This window comes from Aerosakkonema sp. BLCC-F183, assembly GCF_041929145.1.
Classification (GTDB): Bacteria; Cyanobacteriota; Cyanobacteriia; order Cyanobacteriales; family Aerosakkonemataceae; genus Aerosakkonema.
The window spans coordinates 130,316-155,353 of record NZ_JBHFNU010000075.1; the positions used below are offsets into that span (position 1 = coordinate 130,316).

General features: G+C 42.9%; 19 protein-coding genes and 1 tRNA gene. 4 read left to right on the plus strand and 16 right to left on the minus strand.

Annotated features, from left to right (window positions below; all coding sequences use genetic code 11):
- The first annotated feature begins 84 nt into the window (after nucleotides 1-84).
- Together alr and ACE1CD_RS22945 are read left to right on the plus strand one after the other, a co-directional pair.
- The gene (gene alr, locus ACE1CD_RS22940; RefSeq protein WP_374826369.1) at nucleotides 85-1,266 is read left to right on the plus strand and encodes an alanine racemase; all 1,182 of its coding nucleotides are present in this window, start codon (nucleotides 85-87) and stop codon (nucleotides 1,264-1,266) included.
- A 130-nt stretch (nucleotides 1,267-1,396) separates the two neighbouring features.
- Nucleotides 1,397-2,284, plus strand: a complete 888-nt coding sequence (locus ACE1CD_RS22945; RefSeq protein WP_374826340.1) for a mechanosensitive ion channel family protein — start codon at nucleotides 1,397-1,399, stop codon at nucleotides 2,282-2,284.
- On the opposite strand, the gene ACE1CD_RS22950 is transcribed toward ACE1CD_RS22945, so the two are convergent.
- The 15 genes from ACE1CD_RS22950 to ACE1CD_RS23020 form a co-directional block, all read right to left on the minus strand.
- Nucleotides 2,240-3,370, minus strand: a complete 1,131-nt coding sequence (locus ACE1CD_RS22950; protein ID WP_374826341.1) for a DegT/DnrJ/EryC1/StrS family aminotransferase — start codon at nucleotides 3,368-3,370, stop codon at nucleotides 2,240-2,242. The genes ACE1CD_RS22945 and ACE1CD_RS22950 overlap by 45 nt on opposite strands.
- A 1-nt stretch (nucleotide 3,371) precedes the next feature.
- On the minus strand, nucleotides 3,372-4,451 hold the full coding sequence (locus ACE1CD_RS22955; protein ID WP_374826342.1) for a FemAB family protein: 1,080 nt from the start codon (nucleotides 4,449-4,451) through the stop codon (nucleotides 3,372-3,374).
- Nucleotides 4,432-5,229, minus strand: a complete 798-nt coding sequence (locus tag ACE1CD_RS22960; protein ID WP_374826343.1) for a GNAT family N-acetyltransferase — start codon at nucleotides 5,227-5,229, stop codon at nucleotides 4,432-4,434. The genes ACE1CD_RS22955 and ACE1CD_RS22960 overlap by 20 nt, the downstream gene beginning before the upstream one ends.
- The gene (locus ACE1CD_RS22965) at nucleotides 5,204-5,851 is read right to left on the minus strand and encodes a sugar transferase (RefSeq protein ID WP_374826344.1); all 648 of its coding nucleotides are present in this window, start codon (nucleotides 5,849-5,851) and stop codon (nucleotides 5,204-5,206) included. The genes ACE1CD_RS22960 and ACE1CD_RS22965 overlap by 26 nt, the downstream gene beginning before the upstream one ends.
- 275 nt (nucleotides 5,852-6,126) lie before the next feature.
- Nucleotides 6,127-7,056, minus strand: a complete 930-nt coding sequence (locus ACE1CD_RS22970) for a hypothetical protein (protein ID WP_374826345.1) — start codon at nucleotides 7,054-7,056, stop codon at nucleotides 6,127-6,129.
- Nucleotides 7,057-7,084: 28 nt separating this feature from the next.
- Nucleotides 7,085-7,711: a sugar transferase gene (locus ACE1CD_RS22975; RefSeq protein WP_374826346.1), complete on the minus strand. Its 627-nt coding sequence runs from the start codon at nucleotides 7,709-7,711 to the stop codon at nucleotides 7,085-7,087.
- 2 nt (nucleotides 7,712-7,713) lie between these two features.
- A complete protein-coding gene (locus ACE1CD_RS22980; protein WP_374826347.1) occupies nucleotides 7,714-8,913 on the minus strand; it encodes an ATP-grasp domain-containing protein in 1,200 nt (399 codons plus the stop codon).
- A gap of 66 nt (nucleotides 8,914-8,979) precedes the next feature.
- On the minus strand, nucleotides 8,980-10,119 hold the full coding sequence (locus tag ACE1CD_RS22985) for a DegT/DnrJ/EryC1/StrS family aminotransferase (protein WP_374826348.1): 1,140 nt from the start codon (nucleotides 10,117-10,119) through the stop codon (nucleotides 8,980-8,982).
- The gene (locus ACE1CD_RS22990) at nucleotides 10,116-11,261 is read right to left on the minus strand and encodes a glycosyltransferase family 4 protein (RefSeq protein ID WP_374826349.1); all 1,146 of its coding nucleotides are present in this window, start codon (nucleotides 11,259-11,261) and stop codon (nucleotides 10,116-10,118) included. The genes ACE1CD_RS22985 and ACE1CD_RS22990 overlap by 4 nt, the downstream gene beginning before the upstream one ends.
- Nucleotides 11,258-12,448, minus strand: coding sequence for a glycosyltransferase (locus ACE1CD_RS22995; RefSeq protein ID WP_374826350.1), 1,191 nt, complete (start codon nucleotides 12,446-12,448; stop codon nucleotides 11,258-11,260). The genes ACE1CD_RS22990 and ACE1CD_RS22995 overlap by 4 nt, the downstream gene beginning before the upstream one ends.
- Nucleotides 12,449-12,486: 38 nt before the next feature.
- Nucleotides 12,487-13,677, minus strand: a complete 1,191-nt coding sequence (locus ACE1CD_RS23000) for a hypothetical protein (protein ID WP_374826351.1) — start codon at nucleotides 13,675-13,677, stop codon at nucleotides 12,487-12,489.
- On the minus strand, nucleotides 13,674-15,038 hold the full coding sequence (locus ACE1CD_RS23005) for an O-antigen ligase family protein (RefSeq protein ID WP_374826352.1): 1,365 nt from the start codon (nucleotides 15,036-15,038) through the stop codon (nucleotides 13,674-13,676). Before ACE1CD_RS23005 ends, ACE1CD_RS23000 begins: the two co-directional genes overlap by 4 nt.
- On the minus strand, nucleotides 15,016-16,209 hold the full coding sequence (locus tag ACE1CD_RS23010; protein WP_374826353.1) for a glycosyltransferase family 1 protein: 1,194 nt from the start codon (nucleotides 16,207-16,209) through the stop codon (nucleotides 15,016-15,018). The genes ACE1CD_RS23005 and ACE1CD_RS23010 overlap by 23 nt, the downstream gene beginning before the upstream one ends.
- Nucleotides 16,175-17,530 (minus strand): lipopolysaccharide biosynthesis protein, encoded by a 1,356-nt coding sequence (locus ACE1CD_RS23015; RefSeq protein WP_374826354.1) that lies wholly within the window; start codon nucleotides 17,528-17,530, stop codon nucleotides 16,175-16,177. The genes ACE1CD_RS23010 and ACE1CD_RS23015 overlap by 35 nt, the downstream gene beginning before the upstream one ends.
- Before the next feature lie 160 nt (nucleotides 17,531-17,690).
- Nucleotides 17,691-20,066 carry a polysaccharide biosynthesis protein gene (locus ACE1CD_RS23020; protein ID WP_374826355.1) on the minus strand — a complete coding sequence of 792 codons (2,376 nt, stop codon included), beginning with the start codon at nucleotides 20,064-20,066 and terminating at the stop codon, nucleotides 17,691-17,693.
- A gap of 828 nt (nucleotides 20,067-20,894) precedes the next feature.
- Here ACE1CD_RS23020 and ACE1CD_RS23025 point away from each other — a divergent pair.
- Nucleotides 20,895-23,018, plus strand: coding sequence for a GumC family protein (locus ACE1CD_RS23025; RefSeq protein ID WP_374826356.1), 2,124 nt, complete (start codon nucleotides 20,895-20,897; stop codon nucleotides 23,016-23,018).
- A gap of 80 nt (nucleotides 23,019-23,098) precedes the next feature.
- On the opposite strand, the gene ACE1CD_RS23030 is transcribed toward ACE1CD_RS23025, so the two are convergent.
- Nucleotides 23,099-24,367, minus strand: a complete 1,269-nt coding sequence (locus tag ACE1CD_RS23030; RefSeq protein WP_374826357.1) for a glycosyltransferase family 4 protein — start codon at nucleotides 24,365-24,367, stop codon at nucleotides 23,099-23,101.
- 273 nt (nucleotides 24,368-24,640) lie between these two features.
- Here ACE1CD_RS23030 and ACE1CD_RS23035 point away from each other — a divergent pair.
- Nucleotides 24,641-24,732: transfer RNA gene (locus ACE1CD_RS23035), tRNA-Ser, on the plus strand.
- Nucleotides 24,733-25,038: the final 306 nt, after the last annotated feature.

Here is a 25,038-nt window from a genome sequence, read left to right on the forward strand (position 1 = left end):
CCCCGCTTCCATAATAAAAGGACTTAAATTGTGAATAGTGTGAGTAGAGGAGTGAATGGAATGGTTGATACAGCCAAAACCCCTATGGGAGTATCCCTAGATAGCAACTCGAATCTAATTTCTAAGGTGAGTGCCTATGGCGGACTCTGCCAACGCGCTTGGGTGGAAATCGATTTAGCTGCTTTAGGGCATAACGTGCGGCAGCTTAAAAGCATTTTATCGCCGCAGACGGCATTGATGGCGGTGGTGAAAGCGGATGCTTACGGACACGGTGCTGTCACTGTTGCTCGAACTGCGTTGCAAAATGGTGCTAGCTGGCTGGGGGTGGCGACAATTCCGGAGGGGATCGAACTGCGAGAGGCCGGTATTGAGGCTCCCATTTTGATTTTAGGGGCGACTCATACGCCGGAGCAAATTCGGGCGATCGCATACTGGCGATTGCAGCCTACTATTTGTACGCCTCAACAAGCTTTGGCTTTTTCAGAAACTTTAACTTCATCTAACTTGACACTGCCGGTGCATATCAAGTTGGATACGGGAATGTCGCGTCTGGGGACATCTTGGCAGCAAGCGGCGGAGTTTGTGCAGCTGGTGAATACTTTGCCGAATCTCCAAATTGCCAGTATCTATTCGCACTTGGCAACGGCGGACAGTCCCGATCCGACGGTGATGAAGCAGCAGCAGCAGCGATATGAGGATGCGATCGCACAAATAAAATCTTTGGGATTGCCATCACCGCAACTGCATTTGGCTAATTCTGCCGCCATTTTGTCCAGCCCTACTTTACATTACGATATGGTACGGGCTGGTTTGGCTACCTACGGTCTTTACCCAGCCGAACATTTGCAGCGGGTGGTGGAACTAAAGCCTGTTATGCAGGTAAAGGCGCGAGTTACTCAGGTAAAAACTATTACAGTCGGTACTGGTGTCAGCTACGGTTATCAATTTGTCGCCGATCGCGATATGCGTCTGGCGGTTGTCGGTATCGGTTACGCTGATGGCGTTCCCCGCAATCTTTCTAACAAAATGAAGGTGGCGATCCGAGGTCAGCTTGTTCGTCAAGTGGGAGCGATTACGATGGATCAACTGATGTTGGATGTCAGCGATTTACCCGATTTGCAAGTTGGCGAAGTGGTAACTGTGCTGGGTAAAGATGGCGATATCGAGATTTTAGCCGATAATTGGGCGGCGACTTTGGGAACTATTTCCTGGGAAATTCTCTGTAGCTTCAAGCATCGGCTACCCCGTGTGGCGGTGAGTCACTAGGGGTTAGGGGTTAGGGGTTAGGGGTTAGGGGTTAGGGGAGTGGGGGAGTGGGGGAGTGGGGGAATTAAGATTTTCCCTCATCCCTTTTCCCTCTGCCTTTTAAGTCTCTCAAAGGAGATCCAAATTAACGATGAGAGTTGAGACGGATTTGGTATTTGTCTTTTTAACAAATTCAATTATTAGAATTCAGCAAGCGGTTGCTGACGGGAAACAATCATCGGATTTGTGGTTGGAGTTTGGTAAAAAAATACTCGAACTTGCCTTTAATGTTATCCCGCAAATTTTGTGGGCGATCGGCATTTTATTACTAACACGAATATCTATTAATATTGTCGGTCATATTACTCGCAAAGCTCTCATAAACGCTCAGCCAACTGTGCGGAATTTCTTAATCCAAACATCTGAAATTTTGACGTTGGTCGTGGGAGTTGTTGCTTTTCTCAATGCTTTGGGTATTCAAGCAAATAGTATAGTCGCGGCGATCGGTGCTGCTGGTTTGGCGATCGGCTTGGCTTTACAAAATACTCTATCACACTTTGCTGCTGGGATAATGCTGATTAGTCTGCGTCCGTTTGAGGTGGGAGATTTTATTGAAGGTGCTGGGGTTTCTGGTGTGGTGAATAGTATCGGTATTTTCTTTACTACGTTGGTGACAGCAGACAATGTGAAAATTACCGTACCCAATGGCAATCTTTTTACCAGCACGGTGAAGAATACTACTGCTATGGGGACGCGAAGGGTTGATTTGTCGATCGATATTGGCGATCGACAAATCGAACCTACGATTAATTTGCTTTTATATGTTGTGGAACAGCATCCTTTAGTGTTAAAAGATCCGCAGCCTACTTGTGAGGTTGCTTCTATTGCAGCTAAAAGTACTGTTTTGTATCTACGTCCTTGGTGCGATGCAAAAGTTTACGAAATAGTGCGATCGCAAATACAACAACAAGTTAAAGAAGTTTTGAATAACCCTCTAACCAGTGTAAATTTCCGCGATCGCCTGAGTGACTCGCTGTAAATCTTCTGCGGTTAAATTAGAACCTGAAGGTAAGCACAAACCGCGATCGAATAAGTCTTCTGCGATCGCACCGCCAATAGTTTCGCACTCAGCAAATACTGGTTGTAAATGCAGGGGTTTCCAAACGGGACGCGCTTCTATTTTTTGGTTAGCAAGTTCCGTTCTGACTTTTTCGCGATCGACTCCAAAAGCCGCCGGATCGATGGTTAAACAAGTCAGCCAGCGCGTAGAGCGTCCGAATTCGGCTTCTGGCATAAATTCTATTCCTGGCAATTTTCCTAAAGCTTCTTGGTAAACCTCACAATTGTGTCTTCTCGCATTTACTCGGTCTTCTAAAACGCGCAATTGACCGCGACCGATTCCAGCTAAAACGTTGCTGAGGCGATAGTTGTAGCCAACTACGGAATGTTGGTAATGGGGTGCATTATCGCGAGCTTGGGTAGCCAGAAAACGCGCTCTTTTGACGATGTTTTCATCATCGGAAACTAACATTCCGCCGCCGGAAGTGGTGATAATTTTATTGCCGTTAAATGAGAAAATTCCGATTTTACCAAATATACCGGGTGATTTACCTTTATAGGTTGCGCCTAATGATTCGGCGGCGTCTTCAATTAGGGGAACTTCGTATTCGGAACAAGCAGCTAAAATGGGATCGATATCGGCACTTTGTCCGTAAAGGTGTACGATAACGACAGCTTTGGGTAATTTGCCAAGTTTTGCTCGTTTTTCTAATGCTTCCCGCAATAAGTTGGGGTCGATGTTCCAGGTAGTGCGATCGCTATCGATAAAAACTGGTTTAGCTTTCAAATAAGTAATCGGACTAGCACTAGCAATAAAAGTCAAAGTCGAGCAAAAAACTTCATCTCCAGGTTGAATACCTGCTAATTCTAAAGCCAAGTGTAAAGCAGCAGTACCGGAACTAACAGCAGCCGCGTGTTTAGCGCCTACTACTTGACAGAATTCTTGCTCGAAAGCATCGACGTGGGGACCAACGGGCGCGATCCAGTTGGTATCAAAAGCTTCTTGGACAAACTTTTGTTCGAGATCGCCCATGTGGGGAGTTGATAGCAGAATTTGTTTTGTCATCTTAATCTAATTTGGAGGAACGATAGGCTGGGAAAAATTTTGATTTCTCTAATTTTTCTGTCTCAATATTTAAATATTGAGCCCTTAATCTGACCAGATAATTATATTTTTCTTCATCTACAATTAAGCGGATTGTTAAGTATTTTTGAGTTTGCTTGGAAAACCCTGATTTAAAATGAAACAGAGAATCTTTTTCACATCCGACTCCACCTCCCAAATGCAAAATTTCATTGCCACGCTCTTTTGCCCATAATCGAGTATACTCTATTTGTAAACTATTAGGGGATTGTTTTAAAAATTTGTTTTGCGTGGCGCTAAAGATGCTCTGAACGATACCGCAACATTCTGTATACAAACCACCACTGGCAATTTCGTCCTGCAATTCAACCAGACAAAGGTGCATTTTTTCTCCCAAGGCATCTGCCATATTCAGCAAATACTCTAAGTTGAAAGAATAATAGTATTGGGCTGCTTCTACGCGCTGCATAGTGATTTGATAAATTTCTACAAATTTATCTAGATATAAATTAATTGGCACCATTTTAGCGGTAAACCCAGCCTGCTTGCACTTGGTTATTGACTGTCGCTGGTTACGTCTTGTTCCCTGCCACATTTCAGCTTCAGAAATTCGCAAGTCAATCGCAACCGTTTCTCCTGTAATTTGACAAATAGCCGGATTTAAAATTTCTTCTAACCCTTGATTAAGTATGGGATGCAGCCGAAAGAAGGCAGAACATACGTTTTTGGTGCGTAATATCCGCGTTAACTCATTTATGGCTGAATTAATAAATGTAGGTGTGACAGATGCTGCTTCATTCAGGAGAATTCCCGGATAGCCATAAGGGGATACCACATCAAATACTTCAGGTATATTTTGTTCCGAAACTCGATCGCACTGACGGACAAGATAGGGCAAAAAGAAAATTTTATCATCATCAACTATTAAAATCGCTTCGGGGCTATATTCTGTTCTTTGTGCCTCTAGCTTTATATACTCTGGCCAATGATAAATATCATGACGTAGTTTTTGCAGAGTCGATTTCCACAAATTACTTGACAAATTAAGAATTTGTGTATCCATAAAGAGGAAGTGTTTTTTCCATATTCAAAAAATTTATCGGTCGATTTGGCAACTCGGAAATTATTTGAGCAGACCTAACAAAAATCTTGCTCCGATTTGGCTCGATGGATTTTAAGGCATGGGTTAATCCTCGGTAATTTATGATATAACTTAAATCGGTTATGCGCCAGTAATCGTTACCTAACCTACCTATTTTGAGAAGATCCGAATTATTAACAGACAGCATTACATAGGAGAAGCCATAGCTATATTGCCATGCTTCTGCTTCCAGCCAGTTCTTAATTTCAAACGAGCATTGTTGCGTGTCAAAGTAATCGATAGGTATTTCGTATAAAAATTTAGAATACTTGATTTCATAGCCAAGTTTTTTGTATAAACTTAAACCAGGTTTGTTGTTGATATCTACATCTAAGGTGATGTTTTTTATGTGGTGATGATTTTGGCATTCTACCTCAATGTAAGTTAACAGTTGTTTGGCTATACCTTGACGTTGAAATTTAGGAGCAACGGCGATATAATTTATACTTAAACTTTCGTCGTAAATTTTGGCATTTACATATCCAGCTAGATTTCCTGCTAACTTTGCTGTAAAAAATTCGGGGTATGTTTGCATCAAATCCCCAGCTTCGATCGCTTTCCTAATGTAGCGCGATACTAGAGGGCTTAAAAAAAGCCAATCGCAGATAAAATCCTGGGGAAAAGCATTTCTATGTATGGTTTCTATCTGGCTACTTTCCGATGGTAAAGCTTTGCTAACGATGGCTCTGTTTTCGTTCATCATCTAAGTCCTTCAAGATTTCACTGGGAGCAACAGCAACTGATTCTCTGAGTAGCACTTTGGCAACGGTTTTAACTAAAATTTTTAGATCCAAAAATAAAGACCAATTTTCTACATACTCAACATCTAAAGCAAGTCTTTCATCCCAAGGTAGGTTGTTACGACCGTTAATTTGCGCTAAACCGGTAATACCGGGAACTACATTGTGCCGCTTTTTTTCTCGGTCGGAATAGTAAGGTAAATATCTGGGTAAAAGCGGTCTTGGCCCAACAAAACTCATCTCACCGCGAACAACATTCCAAAGTTGAGGAAGTTCGTCCAAACTCGTTTTACGTAAGAACTTACCTAGAGATGTAAGGCGTTGGGTATCGGGGAGTAAATTTCCGTCGGCGTCGCGATCGTCCGTCATAGTGCGAAACTTGTAGACGTTAAAAATGCGACTGTATTTACCCGGACGCGCTTGGGTAAAGACAACTGGACTACCCATCCGGATATGGATAGCGATCGCCACGATGAGAATGACAGGAGAAAAAATCAGCAGTGCGATCGCAGCTACAACTCTATCCAGGATACACTTAATCGAAAAGCTCAATTTGTCGAGTGGACTTTTTTCGATAATCATTGCTGAATTACTTATAAGGTGAGTGTAGATTCCCTGTTTTCGATTGTTGGAAAGATTTATTTGCCAACTTCTTAAATTGTACAGTACTGTCAACTTCTTTTTGGCTATTTGATAGGGCTCAACCATCCATAAGCAATATCAAATTCTCTTATATCTACTCAACCATTGGCTACCTATTCCAAGAGTTTTTCTGTTATAAATATATTTTTTGATTTCTTCCATCGAATCAATTTTTTTGACGCCTTCTCCATTACCCAAGTCTAAGGGTTTTACAATTAAGGGAAATGCTCTCTATCACCTATTGACTGTTGACTGTTGACTGTTTGCAAAGAGGTTGGCCCTTTTAAACGATAATATTTGTTTGGATATCGCCAGCGAATGAATCGATCGATAATGGGATTTATCTCTACCTTGACGGGAACGTAAGTTACTTGAAATCCCATTGATAGTTTGAATTCAGTTAAAGACTGCTTTTCTGGAGAATGTTGACCGCTGACAATTTCGCGAATATTGCCAAAGCGTTTACACAATTGAGCAAATTCAAAAGTCAACGTACTACCCAGATCGGTTTTTAATGCGTCCGTCCTCACCAACCTTTCATCCATATAAGCAGTTCCATCGATCGCGATCGCAGTTAGATATCCAATTAATTCGTTACCCAGGATACCTCCCATTACGAAATAATGCCCGGAATCGATATAATTATTCATTTTTTGCAGGTATTCTTCTCGCGATAGAAATTTCTGGTTTTTAAACCGCTTCATTGCAGATGCAAATATTTGATATCCCTGTTGTTTTAATAATGCTTTCGCTGGTTCTCCATTTAATTGAACCAGTTTAACCCTTCTTTGGCATTTACGGATATGGCTTCTGCGTTTTGAACAAAGACTTTCCAAAGTATAAGATTGCAAATCTTGCAACAAGATTATAGGCATTCCTCCATTGGCAGCAGCTAAAGAATTGTCGTCTAAAGATGCGCGAAATCCCCAACACAATGGTGACGGACGGGTAGCTTGTTCTGCCTTCAAACTAGCCATCCAATGAACTGGTTCGTAAAAACCGGGATAAGTCTCTTTCCAATAGCGATCGCGATACGCAAAAACATGAGTTCCAGATTCGCGAAGAATATCGGCAAACTCTTTTTCTTTCAGTAACATCAATCTTGCATCTGAAAGATCTTTGTCCTGAAAATATCTAATTGGCATCTTACTTCCTACTCACACAATCTTTCAACTAATCAAACACAGTTTGATAAATATACGCTAAATCTTGCCAAAAAGAAGCCTTTTCTAAATACTCTAGATTTTTGCGTACTTTATCTGGATAAATCACTTCATCATTGTATTGAATGGGGTCGCTAACATTAGCTAATATTTCTTCTTCGTTTCGGTAAGCTAAAGTAGCTGGACCAGTAATCCCCGGTCTAAGTAATAGGAGCTTACGCTCTTCCCCTTGTAGTTTATCTGCATACCCAGGAACATCAGGTCTAGGGCCAACAAAACTCATTTCTCCTACCAGTACGTTCCACAATTGTGGCAATTCGTCAAGCTTAAAACGACGTAAATAACGACCGATCGGTGTAATTCTTTGGTCACCCGCCACAGTAATTGTACTATCTTCTTCTTTCCGAACATACATTGTGCGAAATTTCTTAATATGAAAAAGCTTACCTGCTTTCCCGACTCTCTGTTGAGTAAAGAGGATGGGACGACCGTCTGTTACCCAAATAATAATTCCGATTATCCCAATAGGAATTGCGAAGATTATCAATCCCAAAAAAGCGGCTGTAAAATCGAATATGCGCTTGCCAAATAGCAGGTATAAATTCAATTTTTGATTGCGATCGGTTGGATTCAGCATAATTATTGCATCATCTCCACAGCTACAGGATTAATATTGCCACCAGAAGCTAAAAACGAACTGCCATAATAAGCAAATTCCACCAATAAAGGTAAAGGATCTAGCAAACGAAAGTCATCGTAGCTACAACGACGACCGGGCAAGAAAATGCGTCTGAGAGAAGCCAATGGAGCCAGCGGTTGCCCTCGGCGCAGTTCGCCAACGCTAGCAATAGTTTCACCCACGATCCAAAGGCTAGAAATCGATGGCGATACGGGTTGAAAAGACTGGGCATCTGGTTCGCCTGTAGATAGCATAGTTACTAGCCCTCTCGGAAAATCAAAGCCATTTTTGACAGCTAGATCGATCGCACCCCAAAAACGAGGGTTCATTTCGATCAAATAGGCAGAAGATTGTCCAGGCTCGACAACGAAATCAAAATGGCCGATACCAGTCCAGTTAAGTTCCTTTGCCATCTTTTTGGCATAATCTTCTAAAAGGGGAAAATGGCAACGTTCCCGAAAAACGCTGGTACCAAATCCGCCTTCCTTACAGCGCAGATAGCGTTCGGTAAAACAAGCTTTAACTTCGCCTTCTTTGGCTAAAAAGCAACTGCCATAAATACTACCTTCTATATATTCTTGCAGAATGGGCATTTGGTTATTTGCCAAACCAAAATCTTCGACAATTTCTCGGTATTTTTGAACGGTTTCCTCTGGGGAATCGCACCGAAACACGCCTTTGCCACTGTTACCGCGACGGGTTTTAATTACCAGTGGGAATCCCAATTTTCTCGCCATCGAATCTACTTCGGAAAGACTGGCAGGTGTAAGAGTTTTGGGAACGGCTACTTTAGCTGATTCGGCAATTTTAATAATTTCATATTTATCCATTACCTTCACTAAGTCGCTGCGAGAAGGGCAGGCAATTATGAGATTGGCAGGTAAGCGATCGCGATAAGTTTGGATCGGCAAATTATCTTCGTGTACTGGTAACAAAACATCAATTTGTCGGCGTTTGACGATCGCAGCTAACTCCGTAACATATTGTTCTGGCTCTTTAAATGGATGGGGAACGAAATCGAAGCCCCGCACGAACCTGGAAAAACGGGTCATGCTCAAACCAGTAAAATCGCATACATAAACTTCCCAGCCAGCACGGGAAAGACTTTCTGCGGCTACATAAGCCGTGCGACACCATCCATAAGTTAATAAAACGCGCATGATTTTCCTTGATTAAGTTAATAATTTACGAACAGAAAGCTGCCGCAGAAATTCTCGATGCAGTTGTTATATAGCAATGCTTTCTAAAGCAGTTGCAATATCTTTAATAGACGTTTCACTCAAGCTAGCGTTCCCAGGCACGAGGATTAACCGTTCTGCTAGGGCGCGGGCGTTGGGAAGTTCTTCTGACCCGCCCAGCAATAGAGGGTAAGGTGTTTCCGTCTGGATACCGCGATCGTACAGAGAACAACGCACGCGATACACTGACTCCTGCGCTTGTTCCGGCGTGGTATTGACCAGCAAAGGAAACAGATGGATTTTCGTCTGACCCGCCGTATCAGCCAATGTTTGAAGCGTTTTACAACTTGCCAGCACTTCGTAGAAAATCCGCGTATTTTCCCGCTGTCGCGCTGCTAGTCGCTCGCGTCGCTGCCACTGTTTGAGTGCGATCGCAGCTTGCAATTCGGACATCTGTCCGGCACGCATTTCCTGCAACACCGCCCGTACTTGGCTCTCCTTCTCCCGCGATGGCGGTGCCGCCCCGCCCAACGCTTTCGGCAAATACTCACGGACAATTGCCCGCAAAGCATAATTAACGAACAGCGGTAATTGCTCTTTCAGCGTCGGTCTTTGGTCTGGCAAATTTGGCGTCACAGTACCCGACTTGAGCCATAAAACTCCACCGCCAACTGCTGTGAGGGCTTTGAAGTTGAAACTCCACACACCCGCCGCGCCACGAAAGCCACAGTTGTTATAGCCGGATTGATAAGCCGCATCCTCGATTACTGGCAAGCCCAAACTCTTAAGCAGCCCGTAGTCTTGGTCTAGTCCGTAAGTATTGGCAGCTAGAATTGCATCCACGCGCCCAGCACCTACTGTTTCCGTTAATTTTTCCCGATCGAACCGCACGGACGACGCCCCGCAATCAACCGCCACAATTTCCGCACCGCCTGCCCGCAGACCCGTCAGCGCCGCCGGACAAATATAACCGGGTACAGCCACGCGACGCACGCCCAACGCCTTAACTGCCAGTGCCAGACTGTAACGCGCCGATGCCAGCAAATGCGGTTGCCAGTCTGATGGCGCAAATGCCTGCAATTCTTCAGCTAGCGCCTGTATGTAGCTGCGTCCCACTAAAGCTAGCGCTGCATTTGCCAGTTCCGACGTACCCCAATCCGGTATGTTGATGCGAATGTGTTTTTTCATTGACTCAGGGCTTCCGCATAAAGGTCTTCATGGAGTTTGACGATGTGATTAATTTGGTATTTTTGCATTTTCAATCGTCCGTTTTTACCCATTTGTTGGACTTCCTGTGGATGTTCTAAAACCCAAGCCATTGCTCTTGTGATGCCAGGAATATCTCCTACTTCTACGAGCAAACCGCATTCGTCTTCAACTAACTCTTGAATGCCCCGAATTTTAGTGCCGATCGTCGGAACTCCCATCGATAAAGATTCCAAAACGCATCTAGCCAATCCCTCTTGTGAGGAAACTAATATAGTAGCGATCGCAGCTTTCATCAGAACAGGAATATCTTTTCTCATCCCTAAAAAGTGGACTCGATTTTTCACTCCCAAATCTGATGCTAATTGCTGCATTTCTTCTAGGATCTCGGCTTTGGCAGGGCCAGCCAAAGCTAAATGTACTTCCGGTCGAGCCAAGGCAGCAAAGGCTTGAATAACATCGCGATGGCGCTTGCGGGGAATCAATTCTGCCACTGTTAGGAACAAAGGAGTTTCATTAGTTAAGCCTAACTCCTGTCGCACCTGCGCTACTGCCTGTTCGGAAACGGCATCGGGATTGTAATAATCTAAATCGACGCCAATTCCCGGCATATAACGAATGCGATCGGATGGCAGCAGATGATGTTTCTTGGCAGCTGCTTCATCTTCGCGATTGATGGTGACTAAATAATCAGTCCAATGTCCGCCTAATTTTTCCAAGTTCAGATAGATGGCATTTTTTAATTTGCTTCCTCCCGGATGAAAGTGAAACCCATGCGCGGTATATATTACCTTGCATTTGCCTTTCTTTCTGAAGTTATTGAGAGTAGCTCTACTCACAAAAGCAGCAACAGGAGTATGAACGTGAACAATGTCGTATTCTTCTCGTTCCATTGCTTCTTTAATGACTTTTGGAGCCGCGATAAAGTTCTTGGGATCTAAAGGATTGCGAGACCATTCTATTTCCCAAACTTTATCGAAAGCTTGCACGGATTCCGCTACTTTTGAAATATTTTGAGCCATTCCATCTACCTGCCAACCTTTAGACCGAAAATGGGAAGCAAAAGGCAGCAAAAAAGCACGAAGAGTACCTTCAATAGTAGTAATATGTAATAGTTTGTTCATCTTTTTTTCTCTAACCAAGCTGCTGTGATTTCGCGCACGTAACGATAAAATTCGATGCGTTGTTTTTGGAGAATTTCATCTCGATATTCTTTAGCTGTTTCTAAGTTACGCGCAGACATTTGCGCCATACGATCGCAATCAGTAATTACTTCGCGAATTTTAGTTGCCAATGCTGTGACATTGCCGGGGGGCACCATATCTTCTGGGGGTAGCAATTCCGGGATACCTCCTACTGTGGAACCAATACAAGGCAACGCTCGCGCCATTGCTTCTACCATTGCTCTAGGTAAACCTTCTTGGTGGGAAGGCAGAACGAACAAATCGGCGCGATCCAATTGGGTCATTACTGCTTCACCACTGGATAACTGACCGAGGAAAGATACTCGTTCTCCTAAACCAAGGGATTTGGCTCTAGCTTCTAATTCCGATCGATGTTTGCCATCTCCAATTAAAGTTAATTTGAGGTCTAGTCCCTCTTGCACGCAAGCGCCAACTGCATCGATCAATACATCGGGCGCTTTATAAAGTTGCGCCATCGTACCGACAAAAACGAGATTAAAAGTTCCTTGTTTCTGAGGTAGCCGAGATGAAGAAACTAGCGTGCGTTCTGGAAGATCTACGTCCGATACACCTACGGAAAAGTTAGCACAAGGGTATCGTTGCTGCAAAGCGTATTTGGTAACATAAGCTGCTGCTGCTGCTTCTCGACAATGACGCCGCAGTCTTCGGGGAGATGACCACCGAAAAAATGGGCGCAGGGGATGTTTTACTGACCCAGGTGCAAAGACATCATAGGGATCTGCTACTACTTCCACGGCATAAGGATGCCCAGTTTGGCGTAGCATGGATTGGATATGGCCAGCGATCGTGGAACCAACCCGCAAAATTACCGCATCATTTGGTTGGACTGCATTTCTGGCGCTGCGCCGTACTTGCCATGCTTTGAGCAGATATTGCCAAGGGCCAATGTAATAGGGTATGGCGGCAAACTCAACTCCTTCTCCGTTTGCTTGTTTCCAGTCAGAAGGCACCTTCGGGACATCTCGCACGCGGGCTACGACGCGCACGCGATCGAATACTTGTAAGTAGCGCATCCAAAAGGAATAGGGGAAGGTTGTTTGCGTCCACACCTTGTCATCTGGGGTGCGATCGAAGCGATGTTCGAGAGTTACAACAACGTTCGTCATAGTTTAGGGAATCATAGGGAATGAAAGAGCGATCGAATCTAAATTTTGTTAGTTGCTTGATAAACTACCACATCTAAAGGTTTGAGAAATCCAGATAGTCGAGTGCCGTTTAATGCTAGCTTGTCAGGATGATTTTCAAACATAGGTTTTAGGTTCGTAATTTTTGATGGTATGGCGATCGATACTTCTTGGCGAGCGTAAGAACGGTTAAGTATTACAACTAAGGCTTTGTTTTGATAAGTCCATATTCCAGCTATTACCTTATCTACGCCCACATCAATTATTTTGAATATCCCATTTAATATTAGGGAATTAATTGCTTTTATTTCTGGCACTAAAGTTTTCATTCCTGCCCACAAATCAGGGTGCGATGGTAAATGCCAATCGTTATCGTGATAAGTATAGTATATAATTCCTTTTGCACCTGCTAACAGTGCTTGGTAGGTCATATTTCTCACTTCATCAAAGGTTGGTATGCGAATGGGATGGGATTCGCCTTGTTTTTTGTTTTGCCAAGCAAAAGCTTGTACGTTAGCATAAACAGCTTTCTGATATGGAGCAACTGCATCGCGGACAAGGGAAACCCGATCGTAGGTTAATGATATTTCATCATCTCCGTTACCAATAGGATAAGACTGCATGGCAAGTACGTCAGCACAATTTCCAAAATTTTTAATTTTATTTGAATAACCACTTATATAAGTGATATGATACGGATCGGCTAATTTCGCTTGTTGATGAAATTTTAGCACTTCCTGGGGAACGAGTTTACCATTATCAACATCATCCGCAATATTCCAACCCAAAACAGCAGGTTTTTCTTTGAAGGAATTAACCATGTTAACTAACCCAATCCCTTGTTCGCTGAAAACATAAATGCCCAGGCGATCGGCTTCGTTCAAAAACTGAGCGTAACTATTAACTTCAGTGGCGGAAGCGTGAATTGTGTTGAATCCAACTGCTGCAATATCCTGCATATCTTTTATTAAATCTTCTGGTTTTGATTTCCAGGAAACATGATAAAATCCGAAAGGAAAAAATGGTTTACCATTGACTATAGTGATACCGTTAACAATATTAACCCTATGACCTAATGGTTGATTTATAATTGCTGCTTGAGAAGCGCAGGATGATTTATTATTCGGTGTGATGGCCACAATTATTACTAACATTAACCCGAATATTGCTACCCATTTATAATTATTATAGCATTTTTTTTGCTCTTTCATATTTTTTCACTTAAGCCTTTTGAATTATTTAAAGATTCTTCTAGGAAATAAGGAGTTCGCAGGGTAATTGCTACCGAACTGAGATAAAGCCCGAGAAACTGGCCTAGAGCAGGTTCTGGATAAAAAGTCTCTTGACTAAGAGCAGTAAGTAGAAAGGTAACAGTTCCCCAAAAAAATGGTTTTTCTTTTATTTCTATTTTATACAAATAGAATGTAATCATGCTAAATAATACGGCAAATATACATAAACCGATCAAACCAGTTTCGGAAGTTATTTGTAGATAAAGCATATGGGCATTATCACCGCGATCGATCGCAGAACCAAATCCATTTCCGACAATCCAATTAACTTGATTTTCATCTAATGCAGCTAGATGAGCAGCCCATCTTTCATCCCGTCCGCTTAAGTTTTCAGCCTTATTAGCTTGGAACACGGTTAATTGGCGATCGATAATCGAACCTTCATAGGAATTTAGCTCAATACCTTTGAGTCCGAGCGAAGATGCCAGTACAGGTAAAATCCATGCAATATTAAAGATAACTAAGACATAAAATGGTTTACTTACCAAATAAACTGACAACAAAAACAGGATAGCTCCAAAACCGGAACGAGATTCGCTGATAAATACAGTAAGCGCGGAAAGAATAAGCAAAATAGTATTAGATATATCCTTTGTTTGACTGCTGCCTAAGTGCAACCTTAAAATTAAAAGCATCATTACTTGGGCTGCCACATAAGCATGGTTGTAACCGACAAAACCTAAACCCTTAGTTCCGATTTCACCAACACTGGCATAGTATTGCCAAGCTCCCACTTTCGGTAAATGGGCAGTAACTAATCCCAGAGGTACTATACCAGCGTATGTTAAGAAAACTCCCAAGCAAACAAAAATTAGTACCCCATCAACAATTTGCCTCATTCTCTGAAGTCGTTCTGGTGTTAATGGAATACGACCAATTAACCAAAATAAGCTAAAATATTGCGCTAAACGATAAATTTGAAAAGCACCGAAAGGAAGGCCGAGAGCGTTTTCATCGGCAGTAGCCAAGTAGGAAATATACGATAAAATGCTTCCCAATAAAATAACTATAAAAATCGAAAATATTTTTTGATTGGGTAGGGATAGGGGAGTAGTATATCGACGGCAGCAGATAAAGGTGAAGATGATCGAGAAGAATGCTAAATCAGAAAAACAAGGCCAAAGTGCCCAAGGCCCGATCGGTAAGATCGGGACAGTGAAACATTGAGATAACAAATAACAGCACAAAGCAATAAATAACCATTTTGTTCCTTTTAACTGCGATGACGATATAGCAATAGGGTTAGGTTTAACAGATTTAGTTTTTGTTCTTAAGTTCATTAAAATATTGCTCCTGGTAGAGTGCCTCTAATTGTTTAAGGCTATTGTGAATATTGAACGAACTTTGCTCAACCAATTGATAAGCTTCTGTTTGGTTAATTTTCGGTTTGGCGTTTTTAATAGTTAGGATCGCTTCAGACCATACAGATGCAGACTGGGATAGGGAAAGCCATTGCATCAATGGCTGAACTACCTCTACTTCCTGAGTAATTACATCAGACAAGATACAGGGTAAACCAGCAGCTTGTGCTTCCATCAAGACGAGAGGTAATCCCTCGTGCAGGGAAGGCAAGAGGAACAGATCCATTGCGCCTAACATCAATTGAGGAACATCCGATCGCACGCCTGCCAAAATAACTCGATCGCGCAAATTCATCCGATCGACTTTTTCCTGCATCTGCACCCGCAAAGGGCCATCACCTACCAATAAAAAGCGAATATCAGCATCTTTCTGAGCTATAAAACTAGCAATATCTAAGATGAAATGATGGTTTTTTTGTTCTTCAAATCTACCAACATGACCGATCGCAAAAGCATCGGCAGGAATGCCTAATTTATTGCGTATTGCTTGTCGATCGACAGATTGGCGAAAAGGAGTCAAATCGACACCACAGTAAAGCACTCGCCAGCGCGGCTCATTTTTCCAATGAGAACCGAACAAAGATTGGGCAGATGGACAACTAGCTGCTAAACCGATCGTGGCATAGCGAGAAATTAACCATTTTGTTAAATTGAGATACAACTTTCGCGTTGGGCTAGCCTTAGCTTCTACGGCAGAGGTATCGTTATGGCTGTGGGCAATGCGGATGGGTACACCAGCCTGCTTTGCTAACCAAAGAACGTAACCGTTAAAGTGCTGAACGTGGCTGTGGACTATATCATAAGATCCATTTTCCCGGAGAATCCGTTTAAAATTAGAGCCGTAACGCAACGGTTGAGATGCGCGAGGACAAGATATAATCCGACTGCCAAGATCGCGAACTTCTTCATCATAAGCACAGGGTTCTGTTGTATGAACTAGAAAGTCCATTTGAAAGCGATCGCGATCGATATTTCGCAAAACGTGCATCAACCAAGTTTCGATTCCACCTCGGTTCATCCCACCTACAACTTGCAGGATGCGGATGGTAGACTGTTTAGCTAATGGAGTTTGGTTCTTCTGTTTTTCCATATTTGTCGAGTTTTTGGACGGCATGGAAAATCACTCCTAAGCTAAACACTGTTTGTACGATTGCGCCGATAATCAACGCTAATGCTGCCCCTTGCAGTCCTCTAGTGGGAACTAACCAAAAGCAAGTTAGGGCTGAGATACCTGTCACCACCGCAAATAAAGGCATTTGAATGCGGAAGTATCGCGCCGCCATCATACCGTATCCCAGGAACGAGGCGACATATCCGAGTCCAGCTGCTACCATCAGCCAGATGAACAAATCCACCTGCTGTGCGTATTCGGGACGATAAAGGAGGGTGAGGATTGGCTTACCTGCGATCGCAGCTACCACAACAGCCGCACTACCCAGCAGCACACCAATTAATAGTAACTTGAGTAGAAGACTGTGAAAATCTTTACTTTTTCCAGCAGCATAATATTTCGCCAAGCGCGGACTAGCTGATTGTGCTAGCGCACTTACCACCATATTTCCTGCCACCATTAAATAAGATAAAGCAGAAAAAATGCCAAGTTCCCGCTCTCCCCAATAACGCTCGATAAAGTATCGAGGGATATTTGTATTTAGGGAAATCAGCATCATCACAAAACCCAAAGGCAAAGCCAACCAGACCAATTTACGAATAGTTTTGTAGTGAAAGTTCGGTCGTAACAGGGAATTTTGGCTTGGGCTTTTTTCAACTTCCCCACTTTCTGCCTTTACTTCGGGATAAGTTTTTAATATAAATGCACCATTGGGAATGTCAAAGCAGAGCAAAATAAAAGCCCAGGTAAATGCTAGCCCTATTGCTCCTCCCAAGACATTCCCAGTTAAATATACTCCCACCCCTAATGTTAATAGAGACAGCGGCCCTTTAATCATCAACGACATCGCAATCCGATCCATACGTTCGTGATTTTGGATCAATCCGTAAAATACATCGCTGATCGACTCGAATCCCTTTGCTAAACCGATAACTAGGATCGCCAGCGATGTTTCCCAGCGATATCCGGCGGCAATCGTAATTATGGCGATCGCTACCAATGCTAGTCCCGTGCAGATCAGTCTCAGCCCCAGATAGTCCCCAAACAGATACTGTTGTTTGGCATCTGTGGCTTGGATTTGCCGCAATTGCAGGTTAGTAAACATTACTACTGGTGCTGACACTGCCAGACCCAAGGTAAATTGACCGACCATTTCTGGACTGCCGAGTTTCGCCAGCACCACCAGCATTCCCCATTGGGAAGCCGCATAGACGGCATTACCCACGAAAGTCCAAGAAAAATTGCGTCGTAATGATAGTGGCTTGCTGTTTTGCATTTCTTTGCAATCTCGATTACTCATTACTACCCCGCATAGTTAGCAACAGTAGCTTGGCTTATTGAAAGCAACATCAGTACGATCAAATGCGCTATTAATTTACATTTTTTATCATACTTATTCCCCACCAGTATTGAGATACTAGGCCAACATCCTAACTTGTCTGCTTTCATAAATTCGATTTTTACACAATCGGTCTTATTTGATTTTCACCTTCTTCTATTTCGGCATATTTATCCTCCTTTATCTCATCTTTTTTATCGTAATTTATTTTTGTTGATGGCGACAAAGCGATTAAACTTGAAACTAAAGAAGGAATTAATTTATCCCAGTTATCTAGTTTTAATTGCACGCCCAACCTTTTTATTTGGGCATAAGCAATGGTAGCGAAACTGGGATTTTGAGCGAGTGCATCTTCGGGAATTACCAGTCTCAAACAAGCCGGATTGATATTGGTTTCCTGGATGATTTGGCGTAACTGATCGGCGAAGTCAGCTTGGAAAAATTGTTCGCTAGTAAGGTTAACGTCTACTGTGATCCCCGCATCATTAGAAGATTCGTGCTGCCAAAGCTGCATCTGACGGCAAGCTTCATAAAGTAACCGCCAGTTAACGCTCAGATTTGAGCTTGTTTCTTCCAGCACTGGCTCGTCAGGTGGCCGATTCGGCTTGTATTCCGGTAATAACTGCTTGAGCAAAAAGACGATCGAATAGGTATCGTTTTTATCTGCTGCCGCACAGAGAGCATCCACCTTAAAATCAACAATTTCCGGTACGATGCCAGCAGCATTCGCAACCGTCATAATTTTTTCGTGTTGGGTGGGGTCGTATTTTTCGCCTTCGATAAACAGTTCTTCGTATAATTTTTCCCCCGGACGCAATCCGGTGAAAACAATATCGATGTCTTTGCCTACTTCATATCCGGAGAGGCGAATCAAATCTTTGGCTAAGTCAAAGATTTTGACTGGTTGTCCCATATTGAACATGAATACTTCACCACCCTTACCCAGAACTGCTGCCTGCAACACAAGCTGTACTGCTTCTGGAATGGTCATAAAATAACGAGTGATATCTGGATGGGTAATCGTAATCGGGCCTCCTTCCGCAATTTGCCGCTTAAAGGTTGGCACAACGCTACCCCTACTGCCCAAGACATTGCCAAAACGAGTCACGACAAACTGTCTACCAGTTTTTTGGGCTGCTCGCAGTACCATCATTTCGGCAATTCGCTTGCTAGCTCCCATAATATTGGTGGGATTAACGGCTTTGTCTGTGGAGATCATGACAAAGTGTTGGACATTGTATTGCAATGCCATATCCACCAGATTTTTTGTACCCCGCACGTTATTAGTGATTGCTTCTGGCGGGTTTAATTCCATCATGGGGACGTGCTTGTGAGCCGCAGCGTGAAAAATTATTTCTGGCCTGTATTTCTCAAAAATGTACTTCAGTCGGGAGGAAAATCGAATATCTGCGATCGATGCTGTAATGCGAGGAATCTCTTCTTGCTTTTCCCCATTGTGTTTCAATTCTTGCACAAGCTGTTGCAGTTCTTGTTGGATATTGAATACGGAATTTTCTCCGTGTCCTATCAGTATCATTTCCGCAGGGCGGCACTTGAAAATTTGGCGACAAAGTTCGCTGCCGATCGATCCTCCCCCTCCGGTAATCAGAACTGTTTTACCTTTTAGCAATCTAGAGATTTTATCCGCCTCAGTTTGGATCGGTTCGCGACGCAGCAGATCCTCGATCTGTACATCCCGAACGCTGTTCATCTTGAGATCGCCATTGAGGATTTCATGGATGGGCGGTAGCGTACTCGTTCCAACTCCCGCTGATTGACAAATTTCTACGATTTCCCGAATGTCTCTGCCAGGAGCTGTAGGCATGGCAATAATGATTTTACTGATGTGCATAGAGCGAACCACTTCGGGAATTTTATAGCGATCGCCCAGTACAGGTATTCTGCAAATATTTAAGTTGAATTTTTTGCGATCGTCGTCAATAAATCCGACGGGAGAAACACCCAGATCGGGGCTCTGTTGCATTTTTTGGACTAGGGATATGCCTGCGTTGCCCGCTCCCACGATCAGGACGCGATCGCGTTTGTAAGATTTCTTTCGTCCTTGCCTCAGTCTGGCTATAGTGGGAATGCTGAAACGGCTAGCAGCCACTAGCAGTAAACTCAGCATACCGTCCAGCAAGGGGAGCGATCGCGGCAAGCTATCCACCCCCAGATCGCTCAGATAAAACAGCATCTTAAAACCTATCGTTTGCAATACTGTAGCCGCTACTGTAAGCATCACCATATGCTCCAGTTCATCAACAGTTGCATAGCGCCAGTAATGCTTGTAAAATCCCCACTTATAAAATACTGTTATTTTAATCGCTAAAAACATTAGCGTTGCTACTATTAACCCGTATTTGTATGGCTCAAGCGTAAAATTATCGTCTAACCGAATTGCCAAAGCTAATACGGGCGTGATTACGAAAATAATGATATCGCCTATTAAAAATTTGCGATTTTTTGAGAATTTTAGCAAATTTAAAAGTCTATTCATTTAAACTACTCTCCCCTTAAAGACAGTTCTGTCAATTTATGTTAAATCCAGCCAAAATTTTCACTGCCTCGCTTAATTAGCTACGTCTCAAGGCAATTATAGATTTCATTGGTTAAGCTGCCTCTTCCCTGTCCTGTACTTTTTCACTTTGATATTCACCACTTTTTCACTTTTTCGAGCTATCTAAGTTGTATGGGTTGTATAGTCTGTCTTTTAGTTCTTTTCCGCTTATGGCAGATTTTGCGATCGCTATTCCCGCTCGTCCTGAAACTTTGGCCAGATGCGCCTTAGACTGCTGAGACTCATTCCACGCAAAACTGACCACGGGTATACCCTCTATTTTCTTTAAGATTCGTCAGCATAACTTTTTTATCCACCCCCCGACTCATACTGTACTATCTAGAATATGGCATCCCTCTTTAGATCGATCGTATCTTTAGTAAATCTTTACCAAAAAAATATATTGATAATATAATTAAATAAATTTGAGAAATTCATAACTCTGTTGTCCAAGGTAGCAAGCTCTTGTTTTCCGAGTTTTCATCATTTTGGTGCGGGAGTTTGTCTTCTCAGATCTTGAATCCGGACTAAAAACGAGGTTCTTGCCTTCTATTCGCAAGAACCAAGATTTTTCGTAAATAAGCCCGGGTTTTCCAATCTTTATTGAGAATTGTGCAAGATCTGAGTCTTCATAAATTCTTGACCCTGTATTTTATTTTTTCAAAAAAATTAATCAAAAAAATATAGACTTGAGTTAGTTGACAATAGTATAATTTAATGATATTTGTTTTGAGCTTCAGTTTCTAAAAGCCACTTCAGGAATTATTTATGGAGTCCACAGAATCTTCTATAGGTTTTCAGCAATACTGGTTTATCCTAAAGCGACGTTGGTTACCCGCCGCAGCTGTCTTTGGGTTGGTTGTCGTCCTAGCACTCCTGTATACCTCACGGCAAAAGCCTGTTTATGAAGCGGAAGCAAAGCTTTTATTGAAAAAGACAAATCCTACTTCTTCCATAACGGGATTGGGAAAAGAAATCGGAGAGTTTGCTCCTGTAGGAGAGCAAAGTAACCCTCTGAACACAGAGATAGAAGTAATTCGTTCAGAGTCAATTGTACTGAAAACCATCAGTACACTTAATCTAATCGATGAAAAAAAAGCCCCCCTAAAAGTAAAGGATTTTCTGAAAAACCTGTCAGTGGCAAATATCAAAGGAACAGATATACTGTCAGTATCATACAAAGATAAAAATCCCCAAAAAATCGCAGAAATTGTCAACACACTCATACATATCTATATCGAGAACAATCAAATTCTGAATCGGGCTGAAGCAGTATATGCCCGCGAGTTTCTGGAAAAACAGTTGCCGAATGCCGAAGCCTCTGTGCGTCAAGCCGAAGTTTCTCTGCGTCGATTCAAAGAACAGAACAAAGTTGTGTCTCTCCAAGAAGAAGCAAAATCAGCAGTAGAAGTTATTGGCAAATTAGAAGAAAAAATTGCGGATGCTAAATCTCAATTCGCAGATGCAAATGCCGCATCGGAAGCATTTCAAAACCAATTGCGGATGAATGCACAGCAAGGATTGACAGCAACTTCTCTCAGCCAATCCCCCGCAGTACAAGAAGCTTTCAAAGAATACCAACAGGTAGAAAGGCAGTTAGCAATTGAGAGAATTCGCTTTCAGGAAACACACCCTTTGATTGTTGAATTAAAAAGCAAAGAATCTTCTTTGAAAGCGCTCCTCCAAGAACAAATACAAAATTCTGTCGGTAGTCAGAAACAATCGCAAAATGCGAATTTACAAATAGGAGAAGTTAAACCTAGACTGATTGAAGAATTCGTCAAAATAGAAGCGAAACGCCGAGGTTTGGCAAGCCAAGTTTATGCCTTATCCAAAGAACAAGCCGTCTATCGGGAACGGGTAAATATTATACCCAGGCTCGAACAACAACAGCGCGAGTTGGAAAGTAAATTACAAGCAGCCCAATCTACTTATACACTTCTGCTGCAAAAACTTCAGGAAATCCGGATAGCTGAAAATCAGAATATGGGTAACGCTCGCATTATAGAAGCCGCCGTTTTTCCGCAAGAACCTGTTGCTTCTCGTAAAGCTTTATTCGCAGTCATAGGAGTTTTCCTGGGTAGTATGCTTTCTATAAGTACTGCCCTTATTTTAGAAGCAACTGACAAATCTATCAGAACCGTGGAAGAGGTAAGGGAAGTATTTGGGTTTAGCTTACTGGGAACGATACCTTTCGATAAAAAGTATAAAAAAATTAGTAAGGTCGAGCGCAAGCCGTTTTTACAAAAGCACAGCGATTCAAAGCGATCCGTTCTCGATATTGTTGTCACAGAAGCGCCCGATTCTCCTGTCAGTACGGCTTACCGAATGCTGCAAACTAACCTGTATTTTCTCAATTCCGATAAAGACCTCAAAATAATTGTAGTAACCAGTTCATTACCTAAAGAGGGTAAATCTACAGTTTGTGCTAATTTAGCTGTGGCTATGGCGCAAATGGGGCGTCGAGTCTTACTGGTAGATACAGATGCACTAAATCCCCGCTCCCATCAAGTTTCCGCACTTTCCGATCGAGGTTTGGGCAATGTTATTGTCGGACAAGAACAAATAATTACCACCGAACAAGTAATGGTTAATTTGGAAGTGCTTACTTCTGGGAGCCTTGCCAGCAATTCAACCGCAGTGATGGACTCTCCTGGAGTAGCATCATTAATCAACAAATTTTCAGCTAAATACGATTTAACTATAGTTGACGCTCCTTCCTTGAAAGTGTCTACTGACGCTCTCTTCTTGGGTAAAATGGCTGATGGGGTTTTATTAGTTTCTCGCCTTGGCGTACTGGATTTAACCAGTGCTAATGTTGCTCGCGACTTTTTGGAGAAATCGCGTCAGAATGTTCTCGGTTTAGTTGTTGGCTTTCCAAAAAGGAATTAGTCAGCAGTCAACAGTCAGTAGTTATTTGATTGTTTCTGGCTAATGACATCTAACTGATGACTGATGACTATAAAAAAACATTAAGCACCTACCTTTTGCAATCCTACTGCGGTTTGTTGCAGCAAATTATTGTAGAGTTCGCCTAACTGAGATGCTACCCCATCCCAGCTAAACATTTTTTCTACTCGCTTTCTTGCCGCTTGACCCAGCTTTTGGCCCCATTCTGGATGACTGAGAATGCGATCGATCGCCATCGCAAAAGCGACTTCATCTTGCGGCGGACACAGCAAGCCAGTTTCTTCCGGTACTATAGTAAATTGCAGACCGCCCACATCGCTGCCTACCACCGGTGTACGACAAGCCATCGCTTCAATAGTCACCAATCCAAACGGTTCGTAGTGACTGGGAACGACAGTAACATCAGCAGCAGCGTAGTAAAATGGCAAGATATCTCGATCGAGCCTGCCTGGAAAAGTCGTAATTTCCCTCAATCCCAGTTCCTCAACAATACCCTCAATGCGATCGCGTTCCATGCCATCACTTTCGCCAGGACGACTGCCACCACCAATTATTATTTGTAAATCTTCCTTACCGCGCAACTGAGAACGACCGACAGCCCTAACTAAAGTTTCGATCCCTTTGCGACGATCGAACCTTCCCACGTAGAGAACAACCTTACTATTCGGCTTTATTCCCAATTTCTGTCGTCCTTCTTCTCTGCTAACACCACCAAATCTCTCGATATTGGTGCCGCAAGGAATAATATCGATTTTGCCCTTAGCGGAAACGAGACTACGCATATGTTCTTTTTCCTGCGGGCTAGTCGCGACAATTCTATCTCCTGTTTCCAAGACTGCCTTTTCAGTTGCTAACCGCGTGGTCGCAATCATGGGAATAGTTGTCACCGACTTATATTTGACAGCACCGAGAGAGTGATAAGTATGTACTTGCTTGACACCTTGAATTTTTTTCAGCTGCATTCCCACCCAAGCAGAAAGCCAGTAATTCGTGTGTACCAAGCGATAGGTGATGCCAGACTGCTTTTGAAACTTTAGCAGTTCTTCTACAAACTCCGGTAGATATTCAAAAATATTGTCGCGGGGTACAAATTCCTTCGGCCCTGCTTGCAGTCGAATCGTGCGACAATTGGGACTGTGTTGGACAATTGTAGATTGTGCGGAACTCGAACAGCGGGTAAACATATCTACGTGCCACCCCTGTCTGGCGAGTGCTTCGCCCACTTGACGCACATAAACGTTTTGTCCGCCAGCTTCTTCCTTACCGATTTCAATTGCCGGATCGCCGTGAACAGAGATCAAAGCAATGTGCTGTTTGATAGTGGAAACCATAGGTTTAGTTGGTGTGGGGATTCAACGAAATGGAGGGCGAAAGGTCGGCCTAGTCAAATCTAAGAGACCCTTTGACTTAAAGGGTAGGTATTGAGCCGGACGGGATCATCTTCTAGCGGACTGATGTCTCACGCCCCCCACCTTCAGTCTTTGGGATGATCTTGTCCCCACTTGGGTCATTGCAGGTGCTGCGGGTGCGGATTTTTTCAGATCTCGATCGCAAAACACTATACTTTCTCTAAATGCTGTGCTAATATAAGATTCTGTCACCCTGGAGAGGTGGCTGAGTGGTCGAAAGCGGCAGATTGCTAATCTGTTGTACGGCAGGTAACTCCGTACCGAGGGTTCGAATCCCTCCCTCTCCGTAGTTAAAAGCTCCCTAGTTAAAAGCTCCCTAGTTAAAACTCAAAAGTTAAAACTCAAAAATCAAAATTAAAACAGATATATAAGATCGCTTGTCGATCGCACTTATCGGAAAAAATGCGTTTCAAAGCCATTTTTTCTGTTTGCGGCAGATTTTAAGCTGATTTTTCCCTATAAGTGCGATCGGCAAACTCGCGAAGATAACACTATACCATAACTTTCCCGATTTGGGATACTGGCAAGGTAAAATGTGACAATTCTGTTGCAAAACAGAAGATAGATGTAATATTTGATGCAACCCTTTTGTT